This is a genomic window from Carboxydothermus hydrogenoformans Z-2901, assembly GCF_000012865.1.
Lineage (GTDB): Bacteria > Bacillota > Z-2901 > Carboxydothermales > Carboxydothermaceae > Carboxydothermus > Carboxydothermus hydrogenoformans.
The window spans coordinates 77,951-102,478 of the sequence record NC_007503.1 but is presented as its reverse complement, the minus strand read 5'-3'; the positions used below and the strand labels follow the sequence as shown (position 1 = coordinate 102,478).

The window sequence follows — 24,528 nt, the reverse complement described above, 5'->3', positions numbered from 1 at the left end:
CTCCTCCCCTTCCATCCCGCTATTCTTCAAATAAAAGTTTCACCGTCTTGCTTTCTTTTAGCGGCACTAATAAACTTACCAGAGGTACAACCACAAAGGGTAAGAAAATGCCGTAAACCCCGGCTACCGGCAGAACTTTGGCATCAAAGCCGTGCTTTACCGCTAAAGTTACCACCGTTAATAAGCCGGTAAAGGTTCCCGCCAGGGCGCCCACCGCATTTACCCGCCGGAAAAATAAGCCACAGAAATACGGAGCTAAAAAGCTTCCCGCCACGGCTCCCCAGGATATGGCCATTAACGATAAAATAATAGCCGGTTTTAAAAGGGCAATAACCACTGAAAACGCAATAAACACTATCGTTAAGATACGTAACACTAAAATCTGGCGACCACTTTTATCTTTGAGTAAGCCCGTATCTCCCAAAAGGTCTACCGCTACCGCCGAGCTTGAAACCAGCACCAGGGAAGACAAAGTAGACATCGATGCCGATAAAACCAGGAGTAAGATCAACGCCGCCACCCATTCCGGCAGGTGCTGGGCAATTAACTGGGGAACTAAAAGGTCGGGGGTAGGTTTGCCTGTTGCCGGATCTACCGGCAGGGATTTAAAAAATAAAGGCGTTAAAGCTCCGGTAAAATACGCTCCCCCGGCAATAACTAAAGCAAAGAGGGTCGATACCCAGGTAGCCGGTGTTATTGCCTTTTCATCCCTTATCGCGTAAAATTTTTGTACCATTTGCGGTAAACCCCAGCTCCCGAAGCTGGTTAAAAGCATTAAAAACATGAGAGAGCTGAAGCCCTGCCCACCCCAGAGGGAAGTAAAGTCCGGATTAATCTGGGAAAGCTTAAAAGCAATGCTGCTGATTCCCCCCACTTCCGGCGTATTTACCAGGTACCCCACCATGAGAAAAACACCTAACAGCATAATTGTTCCCTGGATAAAGTCGGTAAGAGCTACGGCAAAATAACCTCCCAGTAAAAGATAGATTGCGGTCAGTCCGGCCATTAATAGAAGGGCAAAAAGATAGGACAAGCCAAACACCGCTTCAAACAGGTAACTAAGGCCCATATATACCGACGCCGAGTAGGGTACGAGAAAAATGAAAATGATTAAAGCAGCCAGAGGCTTATAAAGGGGAAAATCATACCTTTTTGCTAAAAACTCCGGCATTGTCCGGGCATTTAACTGCTGGGTCATGTACCGGGTAGGTTTTGCTAATATCTTCCAGGCAAGAAAACTTCCTATTACCGCATTACCAAAAGCAATCCAGAGGGCCGGAAGCCCAAAGCTAAAGCCCACTTTGCCGGCGTAACCAATAAAAAGAACCGCAGAAAAGTAGGTCGTGCCATAAGCAAACGCCGACAGCCACGGACCCACCTTGCGGCCTCCTAAGATGAAATCATCCACCGTTTTCGTTTTCTTGAACCCAAAAAATCCTGAAACAAGCATAATAAACACAAAAATTCCCAAAAACCAGAACTTAACCATCCTGTCCATCCTCCCGTCCTTAAAAGATTTAGTTAAATTTCTTACTATTTTAAACTATTTTAAAATTATTTTCTATAAACTTTTCTGTCAAAATTGATAATTTTTTGTCGAAATTTTAGGGCTTTAACTTACGATCTGGAAATCTTCATTAAAAAATCCCCGGTAAGCAAAATAGCTTGCCACATAAGCCGCCACCGTTACCGCCCCTGCCAGCATAAACGCCACCATAATCTGGTATTTAATCGCCATAAGCGGATTCGCCCCGGCTAAGATTAAACCGGTCATCATTCCCGGCAGCTGAACGATTCCCAGAGTTTTCATCTGGTCTACGGTGGGAAGCATTGCCGTTTTAATACTTTCGCGGATAAGGGAAAAAGCCGCTTCCCGGGGAGGAGCACCCAGGCTTAATTTTACCTCTACCTCTTCCCGCCGGTCGCGAAAAGTTTGTTTTAAGCTTCGAAACACCAGTCCCACCGCCACCATCGCATTTCCCACAATCATTCCGCTTACCGGAATGGCCTGGCTGGGCTTATAGGAAATAGCCCGAAAAGCAATCAGAGCCCCCAGGGTAATGATGAGTCCCATCACGATTGCCCCAAAGGAGATAAGATGGCTATTTTTAATCCCTTCACCCCTTTTACCGGCTATATAAGCCGCATTTAAAACCATTACCAGTAAAAGGGCCGTAGTAAACCAGAAATTATTCCGGGCAAAGATAAATTTTAAGATATATCCTACCGCTACCAACTGCACCACTGCCCGGATACTTCCCACTAAAAGATCTTTTTCTAACAAAAGTTTCTCTTTTTTGGAAACAAGCATTGCCAGAATAACCAAACTAAAGCTTAAAAGAAGCGACCAGTTGCTCAAATTTTTCCCTCCCCAAAATATTTTACCTTTCCAGCATCAAGGTACAGCACCTTTGTAAAGTTAAACGCCTCAAGATTATGGGTAATCGCTAACACTGTAAGGTTTTTTTCCTCTTTTTCCTTTAAAATGAGGTCTAAAATTGCCCGGGTGGTATCAAGGTCCAGAGCCGACGTAACTTCGTCTAAAAGTAAAACTCTGGGCTGTACTAAAAGCGTTCTAATTAAGGAAATCCTTTGGGCTTCTCCTCCGGATAATTCGGTGGGTTTTTTGGCAAGGATTTCTTCTTTTAAATTGGCTTGAGCTAAATATTTGTAAATTAATTCCATGTCCGGCTTTTCCTGCCTTATGCGAAAGGGATAGGTTAAATCCTCCAAAACTTTTTGACCAAAAAGATAAGGTCTTTGCAAAACATATCCAATTTCCCGGCGAAGTTTGATCGGATCGTACTCTTTGATATTCTTTCCCCGGTAGTAAATCTCTCCGGAGGTGGGCGATAAAAGGCGGTTTAATAACCTAAAAAGGCTACTTTTCCCCGCCCCGGAAGGTCCTAATACCCCGAGAAAATCCCCTTCCTCCACAGTAAAAGTAATACCATCCAAGATCACTTGCCCATCACTACCGTTTAGTTTTACGTTATCCACGACAATAATACTCATTTTTCCTCACCTCCCGGCAGCAGTTCACCTAAATCAGCGGGCAAGATTTTGGTTAACAAATCGAGAAACTGCTGTTTTTCCCGGTATGTTAAATTTTTTAGCAACGCTTGATAAAATTCCCGGTCTTCCTGGAAATGTTCGGCTACCAGTTCTCGGCCCTTATCGGTCAATACCAAATAAACGGCCTTCCGGTCCTTCTCATCCCTTTTCCGCATCACCAGACCCTTTTGCTCCAAACGGTCGATAATTCCGGTTAAAGTAGAAGGTTTTAAACCAAATTTCCGGGCAAACTGGCCAAAACGAAATTTTTCCCCTTCCTGCAAATGTTCCAGCACAAACAGTTCCTGACTGCTAAGGCCGGTTTTTTCTAATTGCCATTCTTCTTTAAATTTAAAAACCGCTGCCAGCCGATGTAAAAGCTCCTCCATAATTATTCACCTTTCGTATAATACGTATCTCGAATAATATTTTAATGCCAAAAGCTCTAATTTGCAAGGTAATTTTAGGGTAAAAAAAGAAAAAACCCGTCAAAGGGGTTTTTACTGCTTTTTTAAAGATTTTTTCCGCACAAATCTTTTTATTCTCTTTAAAGCTTCAATTAAATCTTTCCGGGCGGTAGCATAGGAAATCCGGATAAAGCCCTCTCCAGAAGGTCCAAAAGCCGACCCGGGTACCACCGCTACCTTTTCTTCAAATAAAAGCCTTTCGGCAAACTCTTCACTGGATAAGCCGGTTGCCGAAATATCCGGGAAAGCATAAAAGGCTCCTTTGGGTTCAAAAAGCCAGAGCCCCATTTCGCTAAAAGCTTCCACTAAAATTCTTCTCCGGTAATTATACTCTTCCACCATCTTTTTTACCGCATCGTTTTGATTTTTCAAAGCTTCTATCGCTGCTTTTTGCGCCGTAATCGGAGCGCAAAGCATGGTGTACTGGTGTATTTTGGTCATCGCCGCTATGATTTCTTTAGGACCGGCCGCATAACCAAGCCGCCAGCCGGTCATGGCGAAAGCTTTGGAAAAGCCATTTAAAATCACCGTACGCTCTTTCATTCCCGGAAAAGAAGCAACGGAAACGTGCTTCCCTTCATAAGTAAGTTCCGCATAAATCTCATCGGAAATTACGAGAAGGTCGTGTTCGGCAATAACCGGCAGGAGTTTGGCCAGGTCATCGGCGGTCATCACCGCTCCGGTCGGGTTATTGGGATAACAGAGAAGCAAGATTTTCGACTTCGGAGTTATTGCTTCTTCTAAAAGCTCCGGCGTTAATTTAAAGCCGTTTTCCGGCCGCGTCCGGATGTAAACCGGCTTCCCTCCCGCCAGCATCGTCGTTGGCCCGTAAGAAACATAGGAGGGCTCGGGAATAAGCACCTCATCCCCGGGAGAGACAAGAGCCCTCAGGGCTAAATCGACCCCTTCGCTGACCCCAACGGTCACCAAAACTTCCTGGACCGGGTCATAAGCTACCCCCGTAAGCCGTAAGAGGTAGCGGCTAATTTCTTCCCTAAGTTCCAAAAGCCCCTGATTGGATGTGTACATGGTGTAGCCCTTTTCCAGGGAATAAATCCCCTCTTCCCGGATATACCAGGGTGTAACAAAATCCGGTTCCCCTACCCCGAGGGAGATAACGCCTTTGGTATTGGCTACCAGGTCAAAAAATTTTCTGATCCCCGAAGGGGGTATCTGCCGTAAAACCGGGTTTATTTTTTCTTCAAGGTTCACGGCGTTATCACCAGCCTTCTATCTTCCTCTTCATCGTCCAAAATAACTCCTTCATGCTTGTAGGTTTTTAAGATAAAGTGGGTAGCACAGCTTTGCACTCCTTCAATGGTAGAAAGCTTTAAAGCAACAAATAAAGCCACTTCTTTCATCGAACTCCCTTCCACCATCACCGCCAAATCATAATCCCCGGACATCAGGTAAACATCTTTAACTTCAGCAAACTGATATATCCTTCTGGCAATTCCGTCAAATCCCACTTCCCGCTGAGGAGTTACCTTCACCTCAATTAAAGCCATTACCGGCTCGTACTCGGTTTTCTCCCAGTTTATCAGGGTATGGTATTTAATAATGGCCTTTCTTTCTTCCAGCTCTTTAATTTTGGCCCTGACTTCCTTTTCCGTCACCCCCAGCATCGTGGCAATTTGCTTGGGAGTAAGTTTAGCATTTTCGTGGAGTAATTGTAAAATTTCACGCTCCATCCTTTCTTCCTCCTTGTCCCTAAAATATTAAGACCCCCGTCCCCAATTGGGACGAGGGTCTATCCTCGCGGTACCACCCAACTTGGCAGGAAAACTCCTGCCCCCTTCGTTCGGATAACGGTCTCCCGGGAAAGCTTACTGCTACTTCAGCTTTCCGGCTTGAAGACGGCCCCCGGCCTTCCCTGTACCGGCTTTCACCTGCCCCGGCTCTCTTTAACAGGAAAAAGTACCGGTTTTTCTTCGCATCGCCTTTTCCCTATTTGCCATGTATTTGGAGAATATTTTATGCAAAATTATACGAAAATGTCAATAAGCAAACGAAAAACAAAATGCAAAAGGTAATAAACAATTCCTCCCAAAAAGGCCCCGGCCAGCACATCCCGAAGATAATGGTGGCCAACGTAGACCCTTGAAATCATCAAAAACACTACATATGCCAAGGCTATAATTCCCGCCACCTTCGCCACTTCCCAAATCCCCATCGTTAGGGCCACCGCTCCGGTTATATGGTCGGAAGGAAAGGAACTGTCAGCGGCATGGGGGTATAACGGTTTAATCCCTTTTTCGACAAAAGGCCTGGGAAAATAGTAGCGCCTGCCCAAATATTTTGCCAAATATACCGCAATTAACCCCACCACACCGGTTTTAAAAAGATAAAACTTAACCTTTAAATCTCCCGTAAAAAACAAGTACAGCATAATTAGCCAGTAAAAATAAATTCCCCCGCGGGAAAAAAAGACCATAACCTTGTCTAAATAAATATTCTTTCGCGCCATGCCGTAAATCAGCCAAAATACTCTTTCGTTAACGTCATACCGGCTTTTCGCCATTGCTCTCCTCCAGCTTTTCCCTTCCTAAGTACCTCGCTATTCTTTCCCGGGGACCGGCAACGGTAACCTCAATTCCTTCCGGTAAATACTCTAAATTTATAAGCTTTAAGTTTTCTTTTAAATCCCCAATTTTAAAAGCCTGGGCAAAGGGCAAAACGGCTTTCACCGTAACTTCCTGCCAGAATAAGTTTTCCTCTATTAATTTTAAAAGTAGCTCCATGTTATAGCCGGTACGGGCAGAAATCGCAACCGCCCTTTTACCCAAAAACAAAACCGGTTCCGGCAAAAGATCCACTTTATTATAAACGGTAATTACCGGCACTCTTACTTTCATTTCCGTTAGAATTTTTTCAACCACCGCTTCCTGCTCTTCCCGGTATGGGTTTGCCCCATCCACCACATGCAAAATTAACTCTGCTTCATGCACTACCTCCAGAGTCGATTTAAACGCTTCTTTAATCAGGGGTGGCATATTTTCAATAAAACCCACCGTATCAATTAAAAGAAGCTTCTGCCCTCCGGGCAAAGTTAGCTTTCTAACCGTAGGATCTAAAGTGGCAAAGAGTTTGTCTTCCGCCAGCACTCCCGCCCCGGTAAGGGCATTAAGTAAAGTAGATTTACCCGCATTGGTATACCCCACCAGGGCTACGATTGGCACTCCCGCCTCCAACCGCCGGGACCTTTTGACTTTCCGGTTTTGTTCAATTTCTTTTAACTCCCGGCGCAACTCGGCAATCCTTTTCCGAATAGTCCGCCGCAGGACCTCCAGTTTGGTCTCTCCGGGACCCCGGGTACCAATACCGCCCCCAAGGCGGGACAAAACCCGTCCGAGCCCGGTAATCCGGGGAAGGTTATACATAAGCCGGGCCAACTCCACCTGAATTTTCCCCTCATGGGTGTGGGCATGCTCGGCAAAAATTTCCAGGATAATCTGGGTGCGATCCACCACCGTAACTTCCAGAATTTCTTCCAGGTTTTTGGCCTGGGTAGGTGTTAAATCTCCCCCCACCGCCAGCAAATTTAAATTGTGTTTTTTTAAGAGTTCTCCTATTTCCTGCACCTTCCCGTAGCCAAAATAAGTGGCAGGAACCGGATGCTCAAGCCTTTGGCTTATAATATCAACAGCCTCAATCCCGCGGGTTTTCAGGAGGGCTAAAAACTCTTCCTTTTGGTAGGGAAATTTTTTCAGGTTTTCAACTAAAAAAGCCACTAAAGCTTTTTCCACAATAACCCCCCCGGTTTTTTGACCATTATACCACAAATAAATTTTTCTTGACTAAAAGCTAAAACTTTTTTAAGATATTTCCAAATCTCTTTCGTAAATACTATTATAAGCATAAGCCAAGGAGGTTATCATGGCGAAAAAAGTTGCTGTAGTTGACCCGACTCTCTGCGATCAAGCCCCGGCTTGTATTTTAGTTGTGGTCTGCCCCTTTGGGGCTATTGAACAGGAGCCGGCAGAATACGATTTCCCCGGCTTTGGCAAACCGGTTACGGTTAATCAGGACTTATGTACCGGCTGTGGTAAATGTCTGCCTTTTTGTTCTACAGGAGCTATTAGCCTTGTGGAAAAAGAATAAGGCTGGCCCAAAAAGGTCAGCCTTGGCTCCATTTTATTAGCTTTCGCAACAGAAAACCCGTTCCTTTAATCATTAACTTTGTTGCCTGCCTTCCGGCAAAGCCCAGGGTTTTTGCGGAAAAATTCAGAGTTTGTTCGGCAATCTCCCGGGCCACTGCTTTTAAATAGCGGATATCGTCTTCAATTTCTTCTTCTTCCAAACCCACAGCCAAAAGTTCCTGTCTTCGGATATCCGGCGGCAGCTTTTTTAAGGCATAGTTTAGGGAAGATAAAGCAACAATTAAGTCATCAAGCTGCCCTAAAGCTGGAATAACCCCCGGAATAAAATCAATAGGCGATGCCCAGTATAATAGCCCCCCCGCCAAAATCGACTTCTCCTTAAGGGTAAGCTCCGGGTGGCGCGCTAAGCGCCAAGCAAGTTTAGCATACTTCGGAGCCTTTTTTACAAGAAAAGATATCCTTTCAATCATTTAAATCACCTTTACTTATTTTATCCACGCCATTTTGGATTTAATCCTGTTTTCCCCTTGTTGTTTGAAAATTCTCCTTCTTTCACAGTCAGGAATAAAATTAAATGCAGGTACGGTTGGAAACCGTACCTGCAATTTTAAACTACCACCTCATAGCATAAAGCCTTTCAATCCGGTCTTCAATGGGTGGATGGGTAGAGAAAAGCGCCATTAAGGCCCGTCCGTTCAAGGGGTTTATGATAAACATATGCGATGCGGCTGGAGACACTTCCATCGGTATCCGCAAGCTGTAAGCATGGAGCTTCTTTAAAGCCTCCGCAAGGCCCACCGGTGACCCCGCAAGCTTTGCCCCCGTTTCATCGGCCAAATACTCCCGGGAACGGGAAATCGCAAGCTGCACCAGTAAAGCCGCAATCGGAGCTAAAATCAGCAGGATAAGATCGGCTATAAGCCCTCCGGGATTATTATCATCATCGCGACCACCGCCAAAAAACAACCCCCAGCGAAAAACATCCGCCAGCATGGAAATAGCTCCGGCCATAGCCGCCGCAATGGTTCCTATCAGAATATCCCGGTTTTTAATATGAGCTATCTCGTGGGCCAGCACCCCTTCAATCTCCTGCCGGTTTAGAAGATTTAAAAGTCCTTCGGTTACCGCTACCGCTGCGTGTTCAGGATTACGCCCGGTGGCAAAAGCATTGGGCTGGGGCGACGGGGTAATATAAATTTTGGGCATGGGAATGCCGGCTTTTAAGGATAGATTTCTCACAATTGAGTACAACTCCGGCGCCTCCGCCTCACTTACCGGATAAGAACCGGTCATTTTTATTACCAGGGTATCGCTGAAGTAATAGCTAATAAAGTTCATGGCCAGAGCTATCAGGAAAAACGTAAATGCTCCGGTCGTCCCACCAATAACTCTGCCAAGTAAAACCAGCAAAACTGTTAACACACCCATTAAAAGCCAGGTTTTTATCGTATTGGTCATTCTTCTCTTCCCCCTTAAATTTGTTAATCCTTTTAAGCTACGCCAAATCCATCAAAATAAGACGTTTGATACCAACGGGAAGTAGTAAAATGCTGGAGTTTATTTATATTTAAAAAATCCTGCAGGTTATCAATAATAAGTTTTGTTTTATTCTCTTCTTTTTTGTTCTCTATCCTTTTTGACTTATGGTTAATTTTAATTATTATCTTTGTCCCCAAAAACAAAGACACATCTCTTAAAATAAGCTCTTCTACATCGCCGCTCCCGACAAAAGCTGCTAATATTATTGCCAAAAATATCAGTAAAAAGCGCAGGGCCTTTAACATCGACACCACCAGTATTAATTATACATCAAAAAAGGTCAAAAATAAATCACCTAAAACATTTTCCCCAAAAAAGAGTAATAGCCGGCAAAACGCCGGCTAAAATCTATATAAAAGGAGGAAGGTGCATTGAGGAAGGTACTTATAAGTTAGAATATCCGCCCATCATCCCACCCCGGGGTCCATAAAAACCCTGGGGTACAGCATTGTTACTGTTCGGTACTTGCTGATTCCATCTGCCCCAAAAACCTCCTCTGCCAAAACCGCCGCAACCGGGACCAAAAGCATCAGGATTTTGTATTCTGTACTGGAGCATTGCATCAATTCGTTGCTTCATAAAATCTCCCTGTTCTTTGGTAATAAGCCCGGCTTTTACCCGTACGTCAATTATTTTCTTCATAATTTCCGCCTGTTGTTTGTAGAGGTCGATCAACTCATTTTTCTGGTCAACGGTTAAGGCGGCCATGGCCGGTACTGTAAAAGCTACCAACAGCAGTACTACAAGCCCAATTATCAGTTTTCTCTTCATTAAAATCACCCCTTTTTTTGTTTTCGATTTTAGTTTAACCCAAAATGTTTGCAAAATCTCGGAGAAAATGTTACAAATTTGTTTAAGTTAAATTTCCAGCGAACCCTTTCCTCTTCTGCGGCATATCATAAAAGAGACTGCTAAAAAGTAGGGCCATAGGAGAGGATTAACATGTGTGGAATTGCAGGTATGATAAGTTTTTCTAAGGATTTATCACCTTTTGTTCCTCTATTAGAAAAAATGACCCAATCCCTTACCCACCGCGGTCCAGACGCTTTAGGTATTTGGCATTCGGAAAATATCATTCTTGGACACCGGCGACTGGCGGTCATCGATCCGGAGCGGGGGCGGCAACCGATGATTCGCACCTTCGGGGATTGGCAGTACGTTATCGTTTACAACGGTGAGCTCTATAATACCAAAGAGCTTCGGGATGAGTTAGAAGCTCGGGGACACCATTTTTACACCACCTGTGATACCGAAGTTTTACTGGTTTCCTACATTGAATGGGGCAAAGAATGTCTTTCTAAATTAAACGGTATCTTTGCCTTTGCCATTTTCGATGAAAAAGAAAACCAGCTTTTTTTAGCCCGGGACCGGCTCGGAGTAAAGCCCCTTTTTTATGCTCTGGTAAATGATACCTTGATTTTTGCTTCTGAAATTAAAACCCTTCTTCTTCATCCGGACATCCCTTCCAGGCTTTCCACCGATGGCTTAAAAGAAGTATTGTTTTTGGGTCCCGCCCGCACCCCGGGAATGGGAGTTTTTGCGCATATTTCCGAACTACTTCCCGGCGATTATGCCGTATTTAACCCGGAAGGTTTATTTATAAAACCCTACTGGCGACTTACTTCTAATCCCCATCCCGATGATTTCCCCACTACGGTGAAAAAAACCCGGGAACTTTTAGAAGACGCGGTTATTCGCCAGTTGGTTTCCGATGTACCCATTTGCACCCTTTTATCCGGGGGTCTTGACTCGACGGTAATTACTGCTTTTGCCGCCAGCCACCTTCATAGCCGGGGCGAAACTCTAAACACCTTTTCGGTGGATTATGCGGAAAACGAACTGTATTTTACCGAAAGCGCCTTTCAGCCCAATTGCGATGCTATGTTTATCCCTTTGGTTGCCAAAGAGTTTAACACCCTTCATCGTAATATCGTGTTAACTCAAGAAGAACTTTTTGAAGCGCTATTTCCGGCTTTAATCGCTCGCGACCTTCCCGGTATGGTCGATATTGATTCATCCCTGTGGCTTTTTAGCCGGGAAATAAAAAAAGAAGCCACCGTGGGCTTATCGGGAGAATGTGCCGACGAAATTTTCGGCGGCTATCCCTGGTTTTTTAGAAAAGAAGCCCTTGAAGCCAAGACTTTCCCCTGGGCTCTAAGCTTGGACCGCCGAAAAACCCTTTTTAGACAAGATTTAATTGCCGAATTAAAGCCCGATGAATATGTCCAGAAACGCTATCACGAAGCTTTAGAAGAAATTCCTGAAATTTCGGGATTATCCCCGGAAGAAAAAAGGCTTCGGGAAATAACTTACCTTACCCTCACCCGCTGGATGCCTATATTACTGGACCGCAAAGACCGGATGACCATGGCCTGGGGTCTGGAAGTACGGGTGCCGTATTGCGACCACCGGCTGGTGGAATATTTGTGGAATGTTCCCTGGCACTTTAAAACCGCTGGAGGCCAGGAAAAAGGTTTACTACGGCAGGCAGTAGCGGATCTTATTCCGGACTACATCCTCAAGCGTAAAAAATCTCCTTATCCCAAAACTCATCATCCGCTTTATACCAAACTGGTAAGAGAAGCACTAACGCAAATCTTGGCCGAAAACTCTTCCCCGATTAACTTCCTGATAGATGAAAACGAGGTCCGAAAACTAATCACCAATCCCTCTCCCCCAAACGCCCGCCCCTGGTTTGGCCAGTTAATGGGCGATACCCAGATTATGGCGTATTTAATTCAACTAAATTACTGGTTTAAAAAATACCATATTTCTTTTTAATTTGAGTAGACAAATATTTAACATTTTTTCAACTTCTATCTTTACAAAATTGTCATTTTTTTGTAATATTTTTGTTGAAAATTAAATATTTTTGTCGATAAAGGCAAAACCGGCGAAAGCCGGTGACGCAAAGCTACAGGGGCTAAAGCGAATTTTCGCCATGCCAGCCAGCTGCCGAAGGATGAACTAAAAACCTCCTTGGGCAGGAGGTTTTTTGTTTTTGAGGAGGGAGAATTGCTTGGCCCGAAAAGCCAATATCTTTGAAAAAAGTTTTCATGCATCAAGTCGCGCCTTATTATTAACCGACTGGGAAGGAAATTTAATTGCAGCAAACCAGCAGTTTTACCAATTGTTTCAACAAGAAAAAATAGATTTTGCAAATTTTAATATTTTTCGCATGTTTCCAACACTTAAAGCCACCAAGCATTCTCTAACTCCAAAAAAAGGAGTAATTTTACAGACTTCGAAAAACTTAATTGTCAAAGTAGATATTGATTGCAATCAAAGTTTTGATTTCCGCCTTTTTTATTTTAAACTCCTGCAGTCAGAAGTCAAAACATTTAAGCTTACTAATTTAATCAATGAAGCTAAAAATCTTCAAAGTGTAAAACTTGTTTCAAAAATTCTCGAGATACGAGATCCTTATACTTCCGGCCATCAGGAAAACGTAGCACGAATTGCGGTAGCCATTGCCCAGGAGCTTGGATGCCCTCCACCGGTATTAAAAAGTATCTACATAGCAAGCCTTCTCCATGATGTCGGAAAAATTGGAATACCAATTGAAATTTTAAATAAACCGGGTAAACTTTTAAAACCCGAATTTGAACTAATTAAAACTCACCCCCTTACCGGTTACAACCTATTAAATGATGTTGATTTCGACTACCCCATTAGCGAATTTGTACTACAACATCACGAACGTATTGATGGTAGCGGTTATCCCAACGGCCTTAAAGGGGATGAAATTTACCTTGAGGCCAAAATTATAGCTGTTGCCGATGTTGTCGAAGCTATGAGCGCTCATCGTCCCTACCGCCCATCTTTAGGCATTAAAGCCGCGCTAAAAGAAATTGAAGCCGGTGCCGGCAAATTATATGATCAGGAAACAGTAGCCGCCTGTTTATATCTTTTTAGGAAAAAAAAATTTACTCTTAGCCCTTAATAAACGGCTTCATATCTACCCTTAATTAATGTTATACTTAATTAAGTAATTTCCACCAGGGAGGTATGTCTATGCTTAGCCAAAAGCTTTTAGCCGCTTTAAACGAACAGCTTAAATGGGAGTTTTATTCAGCTCATCTTTATCTTGCCATGGCCGCTTACTGCCACGACCAGGGGTTAGACGGCTTTGCCAATTTCTTTCGGGTCCAGGTCCAGGAAGAAACCTTCCACGCCATGAAATTTTTTGACTACATAAATCAACGGGGAGGAAGGATATTTATTTCCGGTATCGATCAACCCCAAAACGAGTACGCTTCTATCTTGGACGTGTTCACCAAAGCTTATGAACACGAGCAACTTGTCACCAAACGCATTTATGCTTTAAGCGATATCGCCCTGGAAGAAAAAGAGCACGCCACGATAAGCTTTTTAAAATGGTTTATCGATGAGCAAATGGAGGAAGAAGAAACATTTGGTAATCTCGTAAAGAAACTCTCCCGGATTCAAAATGACCAGCATGCCATTTACACTTTAGATGCCGAACTGGCTCAACGGGTCTTTACCCCTCCCCCCTCCGGGAAGTAATAATTTTAGGGACAGTCCCTAAAACTATACTTTAAGTATAAAAAAGGGGACTGTCCCTAATTTTCTACTTTGGCTACCAAGTATGCTCCGAGAAGCACCAGCGCGCCTCCGGCAATTTGCCCGGGGGTCAATTTTTCCGCAAATAACAGGGCCGCAAAAATAACCGTTACCACCGGTTCAAACATGCTAATAATCGAAGCACGGGCCGGTCCCAAAAGCTCAATTCCCCGAAAAAAGGTAAACATTGCAAGAAGGGTAGAAAATACCACAATTCCGGAAATAGAAAACCACACTTTTTCCGGGGGCAGAAAATCAAGAGTGCCGCTTAATAAACCGACCACCAGAAAACACATCGCCGCAAAAACTGCAATAAAACTGCTGGCGGTTAGAGAGGGAATTTGTGTTAAAACCTTTTTCCCCAGCGTTATATAAACCGAATAAACTAACGCCGTAGCCAGAGCAAAAAGTACCCCAGTTGGATTTAATTTGCCGCTTATATTCCCCAAAACCAAAATTAGACCGGCAAAGGCTAAGGCTACCGCAACAAATCCTTTAAACCCCAGCCGGTCTTTATAGACTATGCTTGATAAAATCGCCACCAGCGCCGGGTAAGTATAAAAGATTAACGATGTCAGCGATGCTGAAATGTATTTAACCGAAAGAAAAAAGCAGGAAGACTGTATTGTATATAAAATCCCCATCGCCAAAACATATAAAATCTCTTTTTTGGTAATGCCAAAACCCTTATGAACATAATAGTTATAAACCTGAAAAATAAGCCCCGCCAAGAAAAACCGCCAAAAAAGCAGCGTATAGGGCGAAGCTCCCTCCTTATACGCAAACACCGCAAAAATCGGAAGTAAACCAAAACCCGCCGCCGATAAAAAAGTAAGTAAAACCCCCCGGTAGTACTGACTCATTCCCCGCTCCCCCAAGATTTTTTATCAATAATAACATATATGAAGGATATTGAAAACAGCGAACCTCTTTAGAAAAAAGGCTACTTTTTTCGGTAGCCCTTTTTAAACTAACGAAAAATTTTTAAAATCAAATAAATATAAATTCTTATTTTTTTTAGCCGCTTCAATAAGTTCAGAAGAAAACCCTTCTTTACTGAAAATTATAAAACTCTCTTTTCGCTTTCCTTTATTCCACTGTACTTTTTGCGCTTTTGCAATTAAATTGCTATAAACTTCATAACCAACTTTACGGTTCTGGTATTTGCATTCACCAAAGATAATTTCTCCCGAATCCTTATTAAGCCCAACTACATCAATTTCGGTTTGTCTATCCCACCATTTCCCTATTTTTGTATATTCTGTGTTTAAGTCTCCCCTTTTCACTAAATACCTGAGGAGTTCCTGGCAAACTTTTTCAAATACAAAGCTTAGATGCTTTTCAATAAAACTTTCCCGGATTTTCCTTAAAACAAATTCTTTTTCGTTAATCTCAAGAAAACTTTTATAAGGATAAACAAATTTAAACCAAAAGTCCAAAAAATTATCTTTTAAAAAATATAACCCTTTTTTACTCTTTTCGGGATTATCTTCGGTAATAGGAGTAATTCTTTCTAAAATATCTAATTCAATTAAAGTTTTTAAGTATTTCGTAAGACCGGTCTGCGAAATTCCTAACGCAGTAGCTAACGCCCCTAACTTGTGATTTCCGGCAGCAATGCTTTTTGCTATAGAAAAGTAGCTACCAATATCTCTTAATTCCTTTTCCAGTAAGAATACTGGTTCTTCATATAAAAAACTATTTTTACTTAAAATATTTTTAGCAATAGCCTGATAAATATCTTTTTCTTCCTGAAAAACTTCAATATATTTAGGAGTGCCGCCGGTAACTGCATATATTTCTAAAACTTCTTCCCAGTTTTTCCCGGGAAAAAATTCGGACATGTGTAAAAAGTCAATTGATTGTAATTTAATTTGTCCCGTTCTTCTACCATAAAGAGGACTACTATAAGAAAGGGTTTGGGATTCCATTAAACTAATTAAAGAACCACATAAAATAAGCATAATATTTTTTTCTTTTAAAAAATTATCCCAGATCTTTTGCAAAATCGATGGAAAAGCCCTATTGGCCACGCCTAAATATTGAAACTCATCAATGACCAAAACTCTTTTTTCATCATCTTTTACAAAAAATTTAAATATCTCTTCCCAGCTCAAATCACTTTTTAAAATAAGCTCATTATTTAAAAATTGACCAAGTAATTTAATTAAAGCTTTCCTGTTTTCATCTTCTGATTCCTCGGTTGCTAAAAAATAAAGAGCAGGTTTATCTTTTATAAATTCTTTTATAAGAGTTGTCTTCCCCACTCTGCGGCGCCCGTAAATCACCACCAGGGAAGAACCCTGACGGTAATATTCTTTTTTTAAAAAGGAAAGCTCTTCGTCCCGGTTAACAAATTTCATAAAACCACCTCATAATAATTATACCCTAAATTATTATAATTTAAAGTATAATTTTTGGTGGTTTGGGCCCAAAGAACTGATAAAACTGGGTTTCAATCTTCCCGTTATAAAGCTTACGCCGTTTATCCGCTTTTCTGCCATAAAGTTTTTCAAAAGCCGGATGACTGGTTAAAAAATAAAAAGACCAGGTGGGAAGTTTCTCCCTTAAGATTTTTAATTCCCGGTACAGTTTCTCCACTTCCCGCACATCCCCAATTCTCTCCCCGTAGGGTAAATTAGAAATTAACCAGCCGTACTCTTCCGTGAATTTAACTTCCCGGAAATCTTTTTTAAAAAACCGGATACTTTTTTCTACCCCTGCCGCTTTAGCGTGATAGCGGGCATAACTTAATTCATCTTCGGATATATCGCTGCCGTAAATTAAAAGCTTTAGATTACGCCGTTTGCTCCTTGCCTCCTCCCGGGCACGCTCTAATTCTTTTTTAGGAAACCAGGGCCATTTCATAAAAGCAAACTCCCGGTTTATTCCCGGTGCAATATTTAGCCCAATTAAAGCCGCTTCCACCGGTATGGTGCCGGAGCCGCAAAAAGGGTCAGAAAAAGCTCTGTCTTCCCGCCAGCGGGAAAGAATTACCAGAGCTGCCGCCAGAGTTTCCCGCAAAGGTGCCCGGCCGGTTAATTTTCGGTAACCCCGTTTATGTAAACCAGCACCGCTGGTGTCAATGGTCAGGGTAGCCAGGTCTTTTAAAAGCGAAACTTCGATCTTAAACTCCGGCCCATCCTCCGGAAACCAGTTAAGACGGTACTTACCCTTTAATCTCTCCACAATGGCTTTTTTTACAATTGCCTGACAGTCGGAAACGCTCATAAGCTTAGACCTGACAGCTTTACCGGTTACCGGAAAATTAGCGTTTTTCGGTAAAAACTCCTCCCAGGGTAATGCTTTGGTTTTTTCAAAAAGCTCCTCAAAGCTTTCAGCATAAAACTCCCCTACTTTTATTAAAACCCTGTCAGCAGTTCTAAGCCAGAGATTGGTCCGGGCAATAGTAGAATAATCCCCGAAAAACTGCACCTTCCCATTTTCCACCATGACATCGTTAATCCCAAGATTTTTTAATTCTAACGCTACCACCGACTCCAAACCAAAAGCTGCAGTAGCAATTAAGCTTAGTTTCACAAAGCCCCCTCCAGTTGCCGTAAGTATAAGACCGCTATCGCCCCTGCTAAAGCCAGTACTCCGGAAAGAAGCCATAAAAGTTTTAAACCATATAACGAAGCTACCGCTCCCATTACTACAGGCCCCGCTGAAAAACCCGCCCGGGACATGATATGTAAAAAAGCATTTACCCTTCCCCGATGGGTAACCGGAGTACGGTCGGAAATATAAACATTTACCGTAACCGCTCCCGCCACTTCCCCGGCCGTCCAGATAAAAGCCGAAATTAATAGGAAAAGATAGCTTTTGACAAAGGCAAGCATGCCAAAACCGACAGCATAAAGAATTCCGGAAATATAAATTGCCGTTAAAGGCTCCCGGTGCTCAAAGATTTTCGTTAAAGGTCCGGTTAAAAGCACTACTCCCAGCCCATTTGCCGTCATTAAACTTCCTAACACCTTAGCCCCGGTTAACTCTCCAAATAAATCCGTCACCGTTAAAGACATCCCAAAAGTAGATTGAACATAAACAAAAGAATAAATAAACCAGATTAGTGAAAAGAAAAACAGAGAAGGTCTAAGCTTTAATACATCGATTAGTCCACCCTCTACTGGCGCTTCAAAACTATTTTTACCCTCAGAAGGAGTGGCCGGTTCCTTCACAAAAAATGCCGATAACATCGAAGAAGCCAGGCAAGAGAAGGCATTTCCCAGAAAGATAACCTTTATCCCGTAGGCATAAAGAAACCCCGCCAAAAGGGGGCCCAAAGCAAAACCAATGTTAACTCCAAGGTATGTCAAAGAGAAAGCCCGAATCCTCTGTTCTCCCTGGGTAAGGTCGGTAATTAAAGCTCTACTTACCGGCTGCACCCCACCCCAGAAAAACCCGGAAATAACAACAATTGTAGCTATCGCGTAGGGATCGAGCATAAAAGCCGCCGGAATAAATAAAAAACCCGCAGCGCTTTGATAAAATACCAGGACTTTTTTGCGCCCCACCTTATCGGCAACCTTTCCGGCAACAAAAGCCCCGGGGAGCTGGAATAAAATTGCTATGGTTACAATTAATCCTGCCTTTTCCGCTCCCAGCCCGAGTTTCCTGGTAAAAAGGATCGTTAAAAAAGGCCAGACAAAATTACCCATATTATTAACAATATTTGCAACAAACAAAACATATATGCTCTTGGGAAGGCCGCTATAAACTTTAAAGCTTTTTTTTAAAGATGTCGCTACCTGCAAAATCCCCTCTCCCCTCAAGAAAACTACCAGTTAATTATATTACATTTGCTTCGTTTATACAAATATACGAACCAGTAAACCAGCCCCGCTAAAAGCCCCTAAATTTTAAACTATCAGGTTAATTTTTAGCTTTTTGGCATACTTAAGCCAGATATTATATTCTTCCCTGGTAATTCTCCGGGAAAGTTCACTAAAACTGTAAGCCTTATGAGCCGGCCAGTACTGGTCCATAAGGTTTACCGCCACGTCCGAAGATAACTCCTTAGAAATAAATTCCAGAACTTTATCGGTTTTAGCTAAATTTTCCGGTAAAATTAGATGGCGAATTAAAACTCCTCTACAGGCTACTCCTTTTTCATCAAATTTGAGTCCTCCTACCTGACGGTCCATTTCTAAAACCGCCTTTTTGGTAATTGCAAAATAGCCCGGAGCCTTGGCATATTTTTTTCCGATTTCATCATCTCCAAATTTAATATCCGGCATGTAAATATCAACTATACCTTCTAACAACCGTAAAGTCTCAACATTTTCATAACCACTGGTGTTATAAACAAGAGGAATTTTTAACCCTTCTTCTGCTGCTATAAGGACGGCTTTTACAATTGCCGGTACATAATGGGTAGGGGAAACTAAATTGATATTGTGGCATCCTCTCCTTTGTAAGATAAGCATTATCTTGGCTAAATCTTGGGGCGTAACTTCCTCCCCTTCGCCGTACTGACTTATCTCACAGTTCTGGCAAAAAACACATTTTAAAGTACAGTGGCTAAAAAAGATTGTGCCGGAACCATGTTCCCCCACTAAAACCCTTTCCTCCCCAAAATGCGGTCCATAGCTTGCCACCACCGGCAAATAACCTCCACCGCAAAATCCCCTTTCCCCACGGCTTCGATTTACTTGACAGTTATGAGGACAAAGAGTGCATTTTTTTAATACATCCTCTAACTTTACAACTCTCTCCCTAAGTTCACCGGTCTTTAAAAGTAAGAGGTATTGAGGTTTCATTATCTTCTACCCCCGTAATATTTTGCCAAAAAAGCCAAAGCAGTTTCTATTATTATGTTAAACCCTTCTTTACTGGTTTCAATTTTCTTTTTTGTGGAAGTTTTTTATTTAGCACAACTTTTAGTTGCTGGTCCCCAAAAATTTTAAATTAAAAAGGTATTCATTATTTTAAAGCGAATATAATAGTGTAAATATTCATAATTTTGCGTAATCTAAAGGAGGCAGAAAGGTGGGACATCTTGGTTTTTCCAAAGAAGAAGTGTTTAAGGCTTTAGCCGAAAGGCTTCATAAAAATCCGGTAGGAGCACCGTATTCCGAAACTTTAATGAAAATTTTAAAAATCCTCTATACCGAAGAAGAAGCAGCTGTCGGCAGCCGTTTTCCCGGCGGTTTTGTAACTTTTGACCAGCTTTTAGCCGCCACCGGCCTGAGTAGCGAGGAGTTAGCAGCTCATTTAGAAAACATGGCCAGTAAAGGTCTTGTTATTGACGTCCTGCGTAACGGTGAAACCTACTACATGCTCACCCCGACGGTTGTAGGCTTTTTTGAATACACCTTTATGCGGGTAGACTCCAATCTTCCCTTAAAAGACCTGGCCGAGCTTTTTGAAGCTTACCACCACGAGCCCGGCGTGCCGGAAGAATTTTTTGGAAGCCCCACAAAAATGTTTCGAGCTCTTCCCTACGAGGAAGCTATCTCTCCGGAAGTTAAAACCGAAATCGTCCCCTATGAGCGAGCAGTAGAAATTGTCAAATCTTCCGGCGGTGGAGCTCTAACCTACTGCTACTGCCGCCACCAGCAGGAGCATCTCGGTAAAAAATGCAAAGTTGGTGCTCCTGTTGCAGATGTCTGCATTTCTTTAGGCAGTGCTGCCGAATGGTTAATTCGAAGGGGGTTTGCCCGTAAAGCCAGCGAAGAAGAGCTCCTGCAGGTGCTTGAAAAAGCCAAAAAATTCGGCCTTGTCCATTCGGTTGACAACGTCCAGAACAAACCGGCCTATATTTGCAATTGCTGTGGTTGTTGCTGCGGAGTCATACGGGCAATTAACGAACACAACGTTCCCTCCATTGAACCTTCCAGCTTTATTTTAAAAATTTTCCCAGAAAAATGCAGTGGTTGCGGCAACTGCGTTAAAAAATGTCAAATTAACGCTCTCTCGCTAATAGAAACCGAACCGGGCAATCCAAAAAGCAAAAAAGCCCACGTAAACAAAAACCGCTGCATTGGCTGCGGTGTTTGCGTTACCTTCTGCAAAAAAGAGGCATTAACTTTAATCAAGCGAGACTCCACCCCCAGCGTTCCTCTCAACAAAAAAGAGCAAATGTACTGCATCGCTCTGGAAAAAGGGCGGCTGTAAATAGTGGTAGGTGGTGGGTGGTAGGTGGTCTGTATTAAATATTTTCCCTACCATTTACGACTTACCACTCACCACCATTAAGGCAACTCCTGCTACCTTAAAAAAATGTAGGGCACACTCCTGTGCGCGAAATAATTTTTGTCGACCGGAGTCAACCCTTATCTAGGAAAACAGTGGTCAGTAGTAGGTGGTGAGTGGCCTGTATTAATTCTTTTACCTACCACCTACGACTTACCACTTACCACCATTAAGGCAACTCCCGTTGCCTTGCATCCAAGACCTATGCAGGGGCGAAAGATGACGCTTTCGTTCTTTACATTTTTACCCAAAAGTGATATAATTTTGATATAAATATTATATCGAAGGAGGAATAGCATGCAGGAAAAAAGAGTTTGGAAGACAAACGGCTATCTGGGGCTCTTATTAACCTTAGTTTTTTTCCTCCTGGCAGTTATTGTTTTTGTTAATACCGTTATGGAAGCTTCCTATATTCGCCCCTTTTTAAGCTTTAGTATTAATTTTAGTTTTTTACCCTGGGGTTGGTATTTAGCAGCAGTGTCCTTACTTTTAGGCATCACTTTAGCCTCCGGTCTTACCATCGTTCAGCCCAATATGGGAGCCGTTGTTGTTTTCTTTGGCGATTACAAAGGTACTATCCGAGAAAGCGGTTTCTTCTTAACTCTCCCTTTTTCCAGCCGCAAAAAAGTCTCCCTTCGGGTGCGAAACTTTAACAGCGCCAAACTGAAGGTAAATGATGTTGATGGAAACCCGGTGGAAATCGCAGCAGTCGTAGTATTTAAAGTAATTGACACCGCCAAAGCAGTTTTTGACGTGGAAGACTACGAAAAATTTGTGGAAATCCAAAGTGAAACGGCATTAAGACACGTGGCTTCTAAATACCCCTATGACAATTTTGTAGAAGAAGGAACTTCGTTGCGGGGGAATTCCGATGTGGTCGCTAAAGAGCTGGCCAGCGAACTTCAGGAAAGGCTTCAAGTTGCCGGGGTCGAAGTATTAGAAGCAAGGCTTACCCATCTTGCCTATGCCACCGAAATTGCCCAGGCGATGCTTCAACGCCAGCAAGTTTCAGCTATCTTGGCCGCCCGGCAGAAAATCGTTGAAGGAGCGGTAAGCATGGTGCAGATGGCAATTGAACGGTTAGAAAAAGACGCCAATATCTCCTTAGACGAAGAAAGAAAGGCGCAAATGATTAATAATTTAATGGTTGCGATCGTCTCGGACCGCTCTGCCCAGCCCGTAATCAACACCGGAACGATTTACTAATACGGTATGGCCAGAAAGAAAAATTTTCCCTTAAGAATAGACCCAGCTTTATATGAAATCTTAGAAAAATGGGCAGCGGACGAGTTTCGCTCGGTAAACTCCCATATAGAATATTTACTTCGAGAAGCCGCCAAAAAGGCCGGCCGGTTAAAAGACAACAATCGAAGTAACCAGTCAACATGAAAATTTCCCTCTAACCTCCATTTTCCAACCTCTAATCTCTAATTGGCCACAGACCACTAAACCGGTAGCCTACACCCCAGATGGTTTCAATATACTGGGGGTTAGAGGGATCTTTTTCGATTTTTTCCCGAAGTTTTCGAATATGCACAGTAACTGTAGATAAATCGCCCAGGGAGTCCATACCCCAAATCCGCTCAAAAAGTTCTTCTTTGGTAAATACCCTGTTGGGGTTTTTAGCTAAAAATAAAAGTAAATCAAATTCTTTCCCGGTTAAATTTACTTCTTTATCTCCTGCAAAAACCCGGCGGGCAGCGGTATCAATCACTAAACCCGGAAATTCCAAAAGGTCTTGATTTTTTCGCCCGCCGGTTAACCGCTCGTAACGGCCTATATGAGCCTTTACCCGGGCTACCAGTTCACTGGGACTAAAAGGCTTTGTGATATAATCATCCGCTCCCAGTCCCAACCCCCGGATCTTATCGATATCTTCCCGCCGGGCTGACACTAAAAGCACCGGTGTATCTTTTTCTGCCCGCACTTTGCGCAGCACCTCAAAGCCATCAATTCCCGGAAGCATTAAATCCAGTAAGATTAAATCATACTCTTCTTCTAAAGCTTTTTTTAAGCCCTGATCACCATTAACTGCAATCTCCACCAAAAACCCCGCCACTTCCAAATAATCTCGCTCAAGTTCCGCAATACTCCGGTCATCTTCGATAATAAGCACCTTTTTCATGCGCCTTCCCCCAGTTTTTTCAAGGTAAAACTTATCGTGGTTCCCTCATTTAAAACACTATTGGCCCAAATTTCCCCACCGTGCTCTTCAATAATCTTAGCAGCAATTGAGAGTCCCAGCCCCGAGCCGGAAGTTCCTGTACGGGCTGAATCTACCCGGTAAAAACGCTCAAAAATTTTCGGTATTGCGTCAAGCGGTATTCCCCGGCCATTATCAGCTATTTCTATAATAACCCTCTTTTCCTCATCTTTAACATTAATAACCACTTGCGAATTTTCTTTATCCATAAATTTAACGGAATTATCCACAATGTTGTTGATAACTCGCTTTAGTTTTTCGCGGTCAGCCCAAACAAAAACTTGCTGGCAAGGCAGATGAAGTTTAAGCTCAATCCCCTTCTTTCTTAAATCAAACTCCAACTCCTCGGCCACATCGCTTAAGTAACGGTTTAAATTAACTTTTTCAAAATTAAAAGGTAGCTTTTTTAAATCCAGCTTGGAAAAAAGAAACAGCTCATCGATAAGTCCATCCACTTCTAAAATTTTACGGTAAATGGTATCAACATACCGGGATAACTTTTCCGGACTGTCCGCCACCCCATCCCGGATCCCTTCTACATAACCTTTTATCGCAGTAATCGGTGTTTTTAAATCGTGGGAAATGTTGGCTATTAGTTCCTTGCGATTTTCTTCGTATTGTTTTTTTAATTCTTCGGACTCCTTAAGCCTTTTTCGCATCTCCTCAAAAGCAACAAAAAGCTCTCCAATCTCATCTTTGGCACTGTTTTTAACCGTAAAATCAAGATTGCCATTTTTTATCTGCTCCGAAGCCTGTTTAAGCTGGGAAAGAGGTTTTAAAATACTGCGGGAAACAAGAAAAGTTAAAGTACCGTTTGTAGCTACCAGAATTAAAAGAAAAACTACCAGCATGGTAATGCTAAAGCGAGTCAAGATTTTACGGACATTTTCGACATCGGTAATAAAATAAATACTTCCCGGAGTCTTATCACTAAAGTAAAAATCAACCTGTTTTAATAAATAACGTTTCCCATCCGGCGCCTTTATTGCCCCTTCTTCTTCAGGATTCCCAAAGGCAGGTAATTTCTCTAAAAGCTTTTGTTCCCGCATAAGCTCTGACGCATAAATTAAATCCTTTCCTTTTTTAACCACAAGATAAGTTTGGTGATTTACCAGTTTTTTCTCCTCAGCGGCCCAGAAACTTTTACTTAAAGCCTTTTCCGGCTGTTTTAAGATATTTATTTTAACTTCATTAATTGTCTCCTGGCGCTCGCGAAAAACTTCCCGAAAGGCTTTAGGCCCATGGGGAAGATTAAAAGCCTGGCCGGCGTCTCCAATATAAATTAAACCCACTAAAAAGCTGGCTACCGCCGATAATAAAATAGGTATCACTAACATTGCCAAGTAAGACAGAATAAGCCGAAACTTTAAAGACACCGGCCGCA

Annotated in this window: 26 protein-coding genes, 1 riboswitch and 1 other annotated feature; of the genes, 7 read left to right on the top strand and 19 right to left on the bottom strand. The window is 42.6% G+C overall.

The features are described from left to right. Positions 1 to 19 precede the first annotated feature (19 nt). The 8 genes from CHY_RS00545 to hflX form a co-directional block, all read right to left on the bottom strand. Complete coding sequence (locus CHY_RS00545) at positions 20 to 1,489, bottom strand: sodium:solute symporter family transporter (RefSeq protein ID WP_162485040.1); 1,470 nt, start codon at positions 1,487 to 1,489, stop codon at positions 20 to 22. Between the two features lie 123 nt (positions 1,490 to 1,612). Then, complete coding sequence (locus tag CHY_RS00540; RefSeq protein ID WP_011343066.1) at positions 1,613 to 2,359, bottom strand: ABC transporter permease; 747 nt, start codon at positions 2,357 to 2,359, stop codon at positions 1,613 to 1,615. Beyond that, positions 2,356 to 3,015 carry an ABC transporter ATP-binding protein gene (locus tag CHY_RS00535; protein WP_011343065.1) on the bottom strand — a complete coding sequence of 220 codons (660 nt, stop codon included), beginning with the start codon at positions 3,013 to 3,015 and terminating at the stop codon, positions 2,356 to 2,358. Before CHY_RS00535 ends, CHY_RS00540 begins: the two co-directional genes overlap by 4 nt. Next, positions 3,012 to 3,443 carry a MarR family winged helix-turn-helix transcriptional regulator gene (locus tag CHY_RS00530; protein ID WP_011343064.1) on the bottom strand — a complete coding sequence of 144 codons (432 nt, stop codon included), beginning with the start codon at positions 3,441 to 3,443 and terminating at the stop codon, positions 3,012 to 3,014. Before CHY_RS00530 ends, CHY_RS00535 begins: the two co-directional genes overlap by 4 nt. A 111-nt stretch (positions 3,444 to 3,554) precedes the next feature. Continuing rightward, positions 3,555 to 4,733 carry an aminotransferase class I/II-fold pyridoxal phosphate-dependent enzyme gene (locus CHY_RS00525; RefSeq protein ID WP_011343063.1) on the bottom strand — a complete coding sequence of 393 codons (1,179 nt, stop codon included), beginning with the start codon at positions 4,731 to 4,733 and terminating at the stop codon, positions 3,555 to 3,557. Then, entirely contained in the window at positions 4,730 to 5,212 is a 483-nt protein-coding gene (locus CHY_RS00520; RefSeq protein ID WP_011343062.1) for an Lrp/AsnC family transcriptional regulator, read from the bottom strand. The genes CHY_RS00525 and CHY_RS00520 overlap by 4 nt, the downstream gene beginning before the upstream one ends. A 44-nt stretch (positions 5,213 to 5,256) precedes the next feature. Further along, positions 5,257 to 5,467 (bottom strand) — a binding site (T-box leader). Positions 5,468 to 5,505: 38 nt separating this feature from the next. Beyond that, positions 5,506 to 6,042, bottom strand: a complete 537-nt coding sequence (locus tag CHY_RS00515) for a phosphatase PAP2 family protein (RefSeq protein WP_011343061.1) — start codon at positions 6,040 to 6,042, stop codon at positions 5,506 to 5,508. Continuing rightward, a complete protein-coding gene (gene hflX / locus CHY_RS00510; protein ID WP_011343060.1) occupies positions 6,023 to 7,267 on the bottom strand; it encodes a GTPase HflX in 1,245 nt (414 codons plus the stop codon). Before hflX ends, CHY_RS00515 begins: the two co-directional genes overlap by 20 nt. Positions 7,268 to 7,397: 130 nt before the next feature. Between hflX and CHY_RS00505 the strand changes: the two genes are divergently transcribed. Then, positions 7,398 to 7,622 carry an ATP-binding protein gene (locus CHY_RS00505; RefSeq protein WP_011343058.1) on the top strand — a complete coding sequence of 75 codons (225 nt, stop codon included), beginning with the start codon at positions 7,398 to 7,400 and terminating at the stop codon, positions 7,620 to 7,622. A 16-nt stretch (positions 7,623 to 7,638) separates the two neighbouring features. Here CHY_RS00505 and CHY_RS12525 read toward each other — a convergent pair whose 3' ends face one another. The 4 genes from CHY_RS12525 to CHY_RS12520 all read right to left on the bottom strand — a co-directional run bounded on the left by CHY_RS12525 (position 7,639) and on the right by CHY_RS12520 (position 9,931). Next, positions 7,639 to 8,091 (bottom strand): YkvA family protein, encoded by a 453-nt coding sequence (locus CHY_RS12525; protein WP_011343057.1) that lies wholly within the window; start codon positions 8,089 to 8,091, stop codon positions 7,639 to 7,641. A 142-nt stretch (positions 8,092 to 8,233) separates the two neighbouring features. Then, entirely contained in the window at positions 8,234 to 9,079 is an 846-nt protein-coding gene (htpX, locus tag CHY_RS00495) for a zinc metalloprotease HtpX (RefSeq protein WP_011343056.1), read from the bottom strand. Between the two features lie 32 nt (positions 9,080 to 9,111). Further along, entirely contained in the window at positions 9,112 to 9,405 is a 294-nt protein-coding gene (locus CHY_RS00490) for a hypothetical protein (protein WP_041537592.1), read from the bottom strand. Positions 9,406 to 9,544: 139 nt separating this feature from the next. Then, positions 9,545 to 9,931 (bottom strand): YckD family protein, encoded by a 387-nt coding sequence (locus CHY_RS12520; protein WP_011343053.1) that lies wholly within the window; start codon positions 9,929 to 9,931, stop codon positions 9,545 to 9,547. A gap of 171 nt (positions 9,932 to 10,102) precedes the next feature. Between CHY_RS12520 and asnB the strand changes: the two genes are divergently transcribed. The 3 genes from asnB (at position 10,103) to CHY_RS00470 (ending at position 13,687) form a co-directional block, all read left to right on the top strand. Then, positions 10,103 to 11,941 carry an asparagine synthase (glutamine-hydrolyzing) gene (gene asnB / locus CHY_RS00480; RefSeq protein ID WP_011343052.1) on the top strand — a complete coding sequence of 613 codons (1,839 nt, stop codon included), beginning with the start codon at positions 10,103 to 10,105 and terminating at the stop codon, positions 11,939 to 11,941. A 92-nt stretch (positions 11,942 to 12,033) separates the two neighbouring features. Next, a riboswitch (cyclic di-GMP riboswitch) is annotated at positions 12,034 to 12,120 on the top strand. A 59-nt stretch (positions 12,121 to 12,179) separates the two neighbouring features. Beyond that, positions 12,180 to 13,103, top strand: coding sequence for an HD-GYP domain-containing protein (locus tag CHY_RS00475; protein ID WP_011343051.1), 924 nt, complete (start codon positions 12,180 to 12,182; stop codon positions 13,101 to 13,103). A 71-nt stretch (positions 13,104 to 13,174) separates the two neighbouring features. Continuing rightward, positions 13,175 to 13,687, top strand: a complete 513-nt coding sequence (locus CHY_RS00470) for a ferritin (RefSeq protein ID WP_011343050.1) — start codon at positions 13,175 to 13,177, stop codon at positions 13,685 to 13,687. Positions 13,688 to 13,743: 56 nt separating this feature from the next. Here CHY_RS00470 and CHY_RS00465 read toward each other — a convergent pair whose 3' ends face one another. The 5 genes from CHY_RS00465 to CHY_RS00445 all read right to left on the bottom strand — a co-directional run bounded on the left by CHY_RS00465 (position 13,744) and on the right by CHY_RS00445 (position 19,506). Continuing rightward, a complete protein-coding gene (locus CHY_RS00465; RefSeq protein WP_011343049.1) occupies positions 13,744 to 14,607 on the bottom strand; it encodes a DMT family transporter in 864 nt (287 codons plus the stop codon). Positions 14,608 to 14,709: 102 nt separating this feature from the next. Then, entirely contained in the window at positions 14,710 to 16,107 is a 1,398-nt protein-coding gene (locus CHY_RS00460) for an ATP-binding protein (RefSeq protein WP_011343048.1), read from the bottom strand. Between the two features lie 40 nt (positions 16,108 to 16,147). Further along, a complete protein-coding gene (locus CHY_RS00455; protein ID WP_011343047.1) occupies positions 16,148 to 17,359 on the bottom strand; it encodes a THUMP domain-containing class I SAM-dependent RNA methyltransferase in 1,212 nt (403 codons plus the stop codon). Beyond that, entirely contained in the window at positions 17,281 to 18,501 is a 1,221-nt protein-coding gene (locus tag CHY_RS00450) for an MFS transporter (RefSeq protein ID WP_011343046.1), read from the bottom strand. Before CHY_RS00450 ends, CHY_RS00455 begins: the two co-directional genes overlap by 79 nt. Positions 18,502 to 18,606: 105 nt before the next feature. Continuing rightward, the gene (locus CHY_RS00445; protein ID WP_011343045.1) at positions 18,607 to 19,506 is read right to left on the bottom strand and encodes a radical SAM protein; all 900 of its coding nucleotides are present in this window, start codon (positions 19,504 to 19,506) and stop codon (positions 18,607 to 18,609) included. A gap of 229 nt (positions 19,507 to 19,735) precedes the next feature. Here CHY_RS00445 and CHY_RS00440 point away from each other — a divergent pair, with 229 nt between their 5' ends. From CHY_RS00440 to CHY_RS12945, 3 genes are all read left to right on the top strand, one after another. Further along, the gene (locus CHY_RS00440) at positions 19,736 to 20,863 is read left to right on the top strand and encodes a 4Fe-4S binding protein (RefSeq protein ID WP_011343043.1); all 1,128 of its coding nucleotides are present in this window, start codon (positions 19,736 to 19,738) and stop codon (positions 20,861 to 20,863) included. 375 nt (positions 20,864 to 21,238) lie between these two features. Then, positions 21,239 to 22,147, top strand: a complete 909-nt coding sequence (locus CHY_RS00435; protein WP_011343042.1) for an SPFH domain-containing protein — start codon at positions 21,239 to 21,241, stop codon at positions 22,145 to 22,147. Positions 22,148 to 22,153: 6 nt separating this feature from the next. Beyond that, positions 22,154 to 22,330 carry an Arc family DNA-binding protein gene (locus tag CHY_RS12945; RefSeq protein ID WP_011343041.1) on the top strand — a complete coding sequence of 59 codons (177 nt, stop codon included), beginning with the start codon at positions 22,154 to 22,156 and terminating at the stop codon, positions 22,328 to 22,330. A gap of 31 nt (positions 22,331 to 22,361) precedes the next feature. On the opposite strand, the gene CHY_RS00425 is transcribed toward CHY_RS12945, so the two are convergent. After that, on the bottom strand, positions 22,362 to 23,066 hold the full coding sequence (locus tag CHY_RS00425) for a response regulator transcription factor (protein ID WP_011343040.1): 705 nt from the start codon (positions 23,064 to 23,066) through the stop codon (positions 22,362 to 22,364). Continuing rightward, positions 23,063 to 24,520, bottom strand: coding sequence for a sensor histidine kinase (locus tag CHY_RS00420; RefSeq protein ID WP_011343039.1), 1,458 nt, complete (start codon positions 24,518 to 24,520; stop codon positions 23,063 to 23,065). Before CHY_RS00420 ends, CHY_RS00425 begins: the two co-directional genes overlap by 4 nt. Between the last annotated feature and the right edge of the window lie 8 nt (positions 24,521 to 24,528).

Excerpts from the sequence above, each read along its gene's own strand:
- CHY_RS00545 (WP_162485040.1), bottom strand. The coding sequence starts at position 1,489 with ATGGTTAAGTTCTGGTTTTTGGGAATTTTTGTGTTTATTATGCTTGTT.
- CHY_RS00535 (WP_011343065.1), bottom strand. The coding sequence starts at position 3,015 with ATGAGTATTATTGTCGTGGATAACGTAAAACTAAACGGTAGTGATGGG.
- CHY_RS00530 (WP_011343064.1), bottom strand. The coding sequence starts at position 3,443 with ATGGAGGAGCTTTTACATCGGCTGGCAGCGGTTTTTAAATTTAAAGAA.
- CHY_RS00520 (WP_011343062.1), bottom strand. The coding sequence starts at position 5,212 with ATGGAGCGTGAAATTTTACAATTACTCCACGAAAATGCTAAACTTACT.
- CHY_RS00515 (WP_011343061.1), bottom strand. The coding sequence starts at position 6,042 with ATGGCGAAAAGCCGGTATGACGTTAACGAAAGAGTATTTTGGCTGATT.
- CHY_RS00505 (WP_011343058.1), top strand. The coding sequence starts at position 7,398 with ATGGCGAAAAAAGTTGCTGTAGTTGACCCGACTCTCTGCGATCAAGCC.
- CHY_RS12525 (WP_011343057.1), bottom strand. The coding sequence starts at position 8,091 with ATGATTGAAAGGATATCTTTTCTTGTAAAAAAGGCTCCGAAGTATGCT.
- htpX (WP_011343056.1), bottom strand. The coding sequence starts at position 9,079 with ATGACCAATACGATAAAAACCTGGCTTTTAATGGGTGTGTTAACAGTT.
- CHY_RS00490 (WP_041537592.1), bottom strand. The coding sequence starts at position 9,405 with ATGTTAAAGGCCCTGCGCTTTTTACTGATATTTTTGGCAATAATATTA.
- CHY_RS12520 (WP_011343053.1), bottom strand. The coding sequence starts at position 9,931 with ATGAAGAGAAAACTGATAATTGGGCTTGTAGTACTGCTGTTGGTAGCT.
- asnB (WP_011343052.1), top strand. The coding sequence starts at position 10,103 with ATGTGTGGAATTGCAGGTATGATAAGTTTTTCTAAGGATTTATCACCT.
- CHY_RS00470 (WP_011343050.1), top strand. The coding sequence starts at position 13,175 with ATGCTTAGCCAAAAGCTTTTAGCCGCTTTAAACGAACAGCTTAAATGG.
- CHY_RS00465 (WP_011343049.1), bottom strand. The coding sequence starts at position 14,607 with ATGAGTCAGTACTACCGGGGGGTTTTACTTACTTTTTTATCGGCGGCG.
- CHY_RS00460 (WP_011343048.1), bottom strand. The coding sequence starts at position 16,107 with ATGAAATTTGTTAACCGGGACGAAGAGCTTTCCTTTTTAAAAAAAGAA.
- CHY_RS00455 (WP_011343047.1), bottom strand. The coding sequence starts at position 17,359 with ATGGCTTCTTTCCGGAGTACTGGCTTTAGCAGGGGCGATAGCGGTCTT.
- CHY_RS00445 (WP_011343045.1), bottom strand. The coding sequence starts at position 19,506 with ATGAAACCTCAATACCTCTTACTTTTAAAGACCGGTGAACTTAGGGAG.
- CHY_RS00435 (WP_011343042.1), top strand. The coding sequence starts at position 21,239 with ATGCAGGAAAAAAGAGTTTGGAAGACAAACGGCTATCTGGGGCTCTTA.
- CHY_RS12945 (WP_011343041.1), top strand. The coding sequence starts at position 22,154 with ATGGCCAGAAAGAAAAATTTTCCCTTAAGAATAGACCCAGCTTTATAT.
- CHY_RS00425 (WP_011343040.1), bottom strand. The coding sequence starts at position 23,066 with ATGAAAAAGGTGCTTATTATCGAAGATGACCGGAGTATTGCGGAACTT.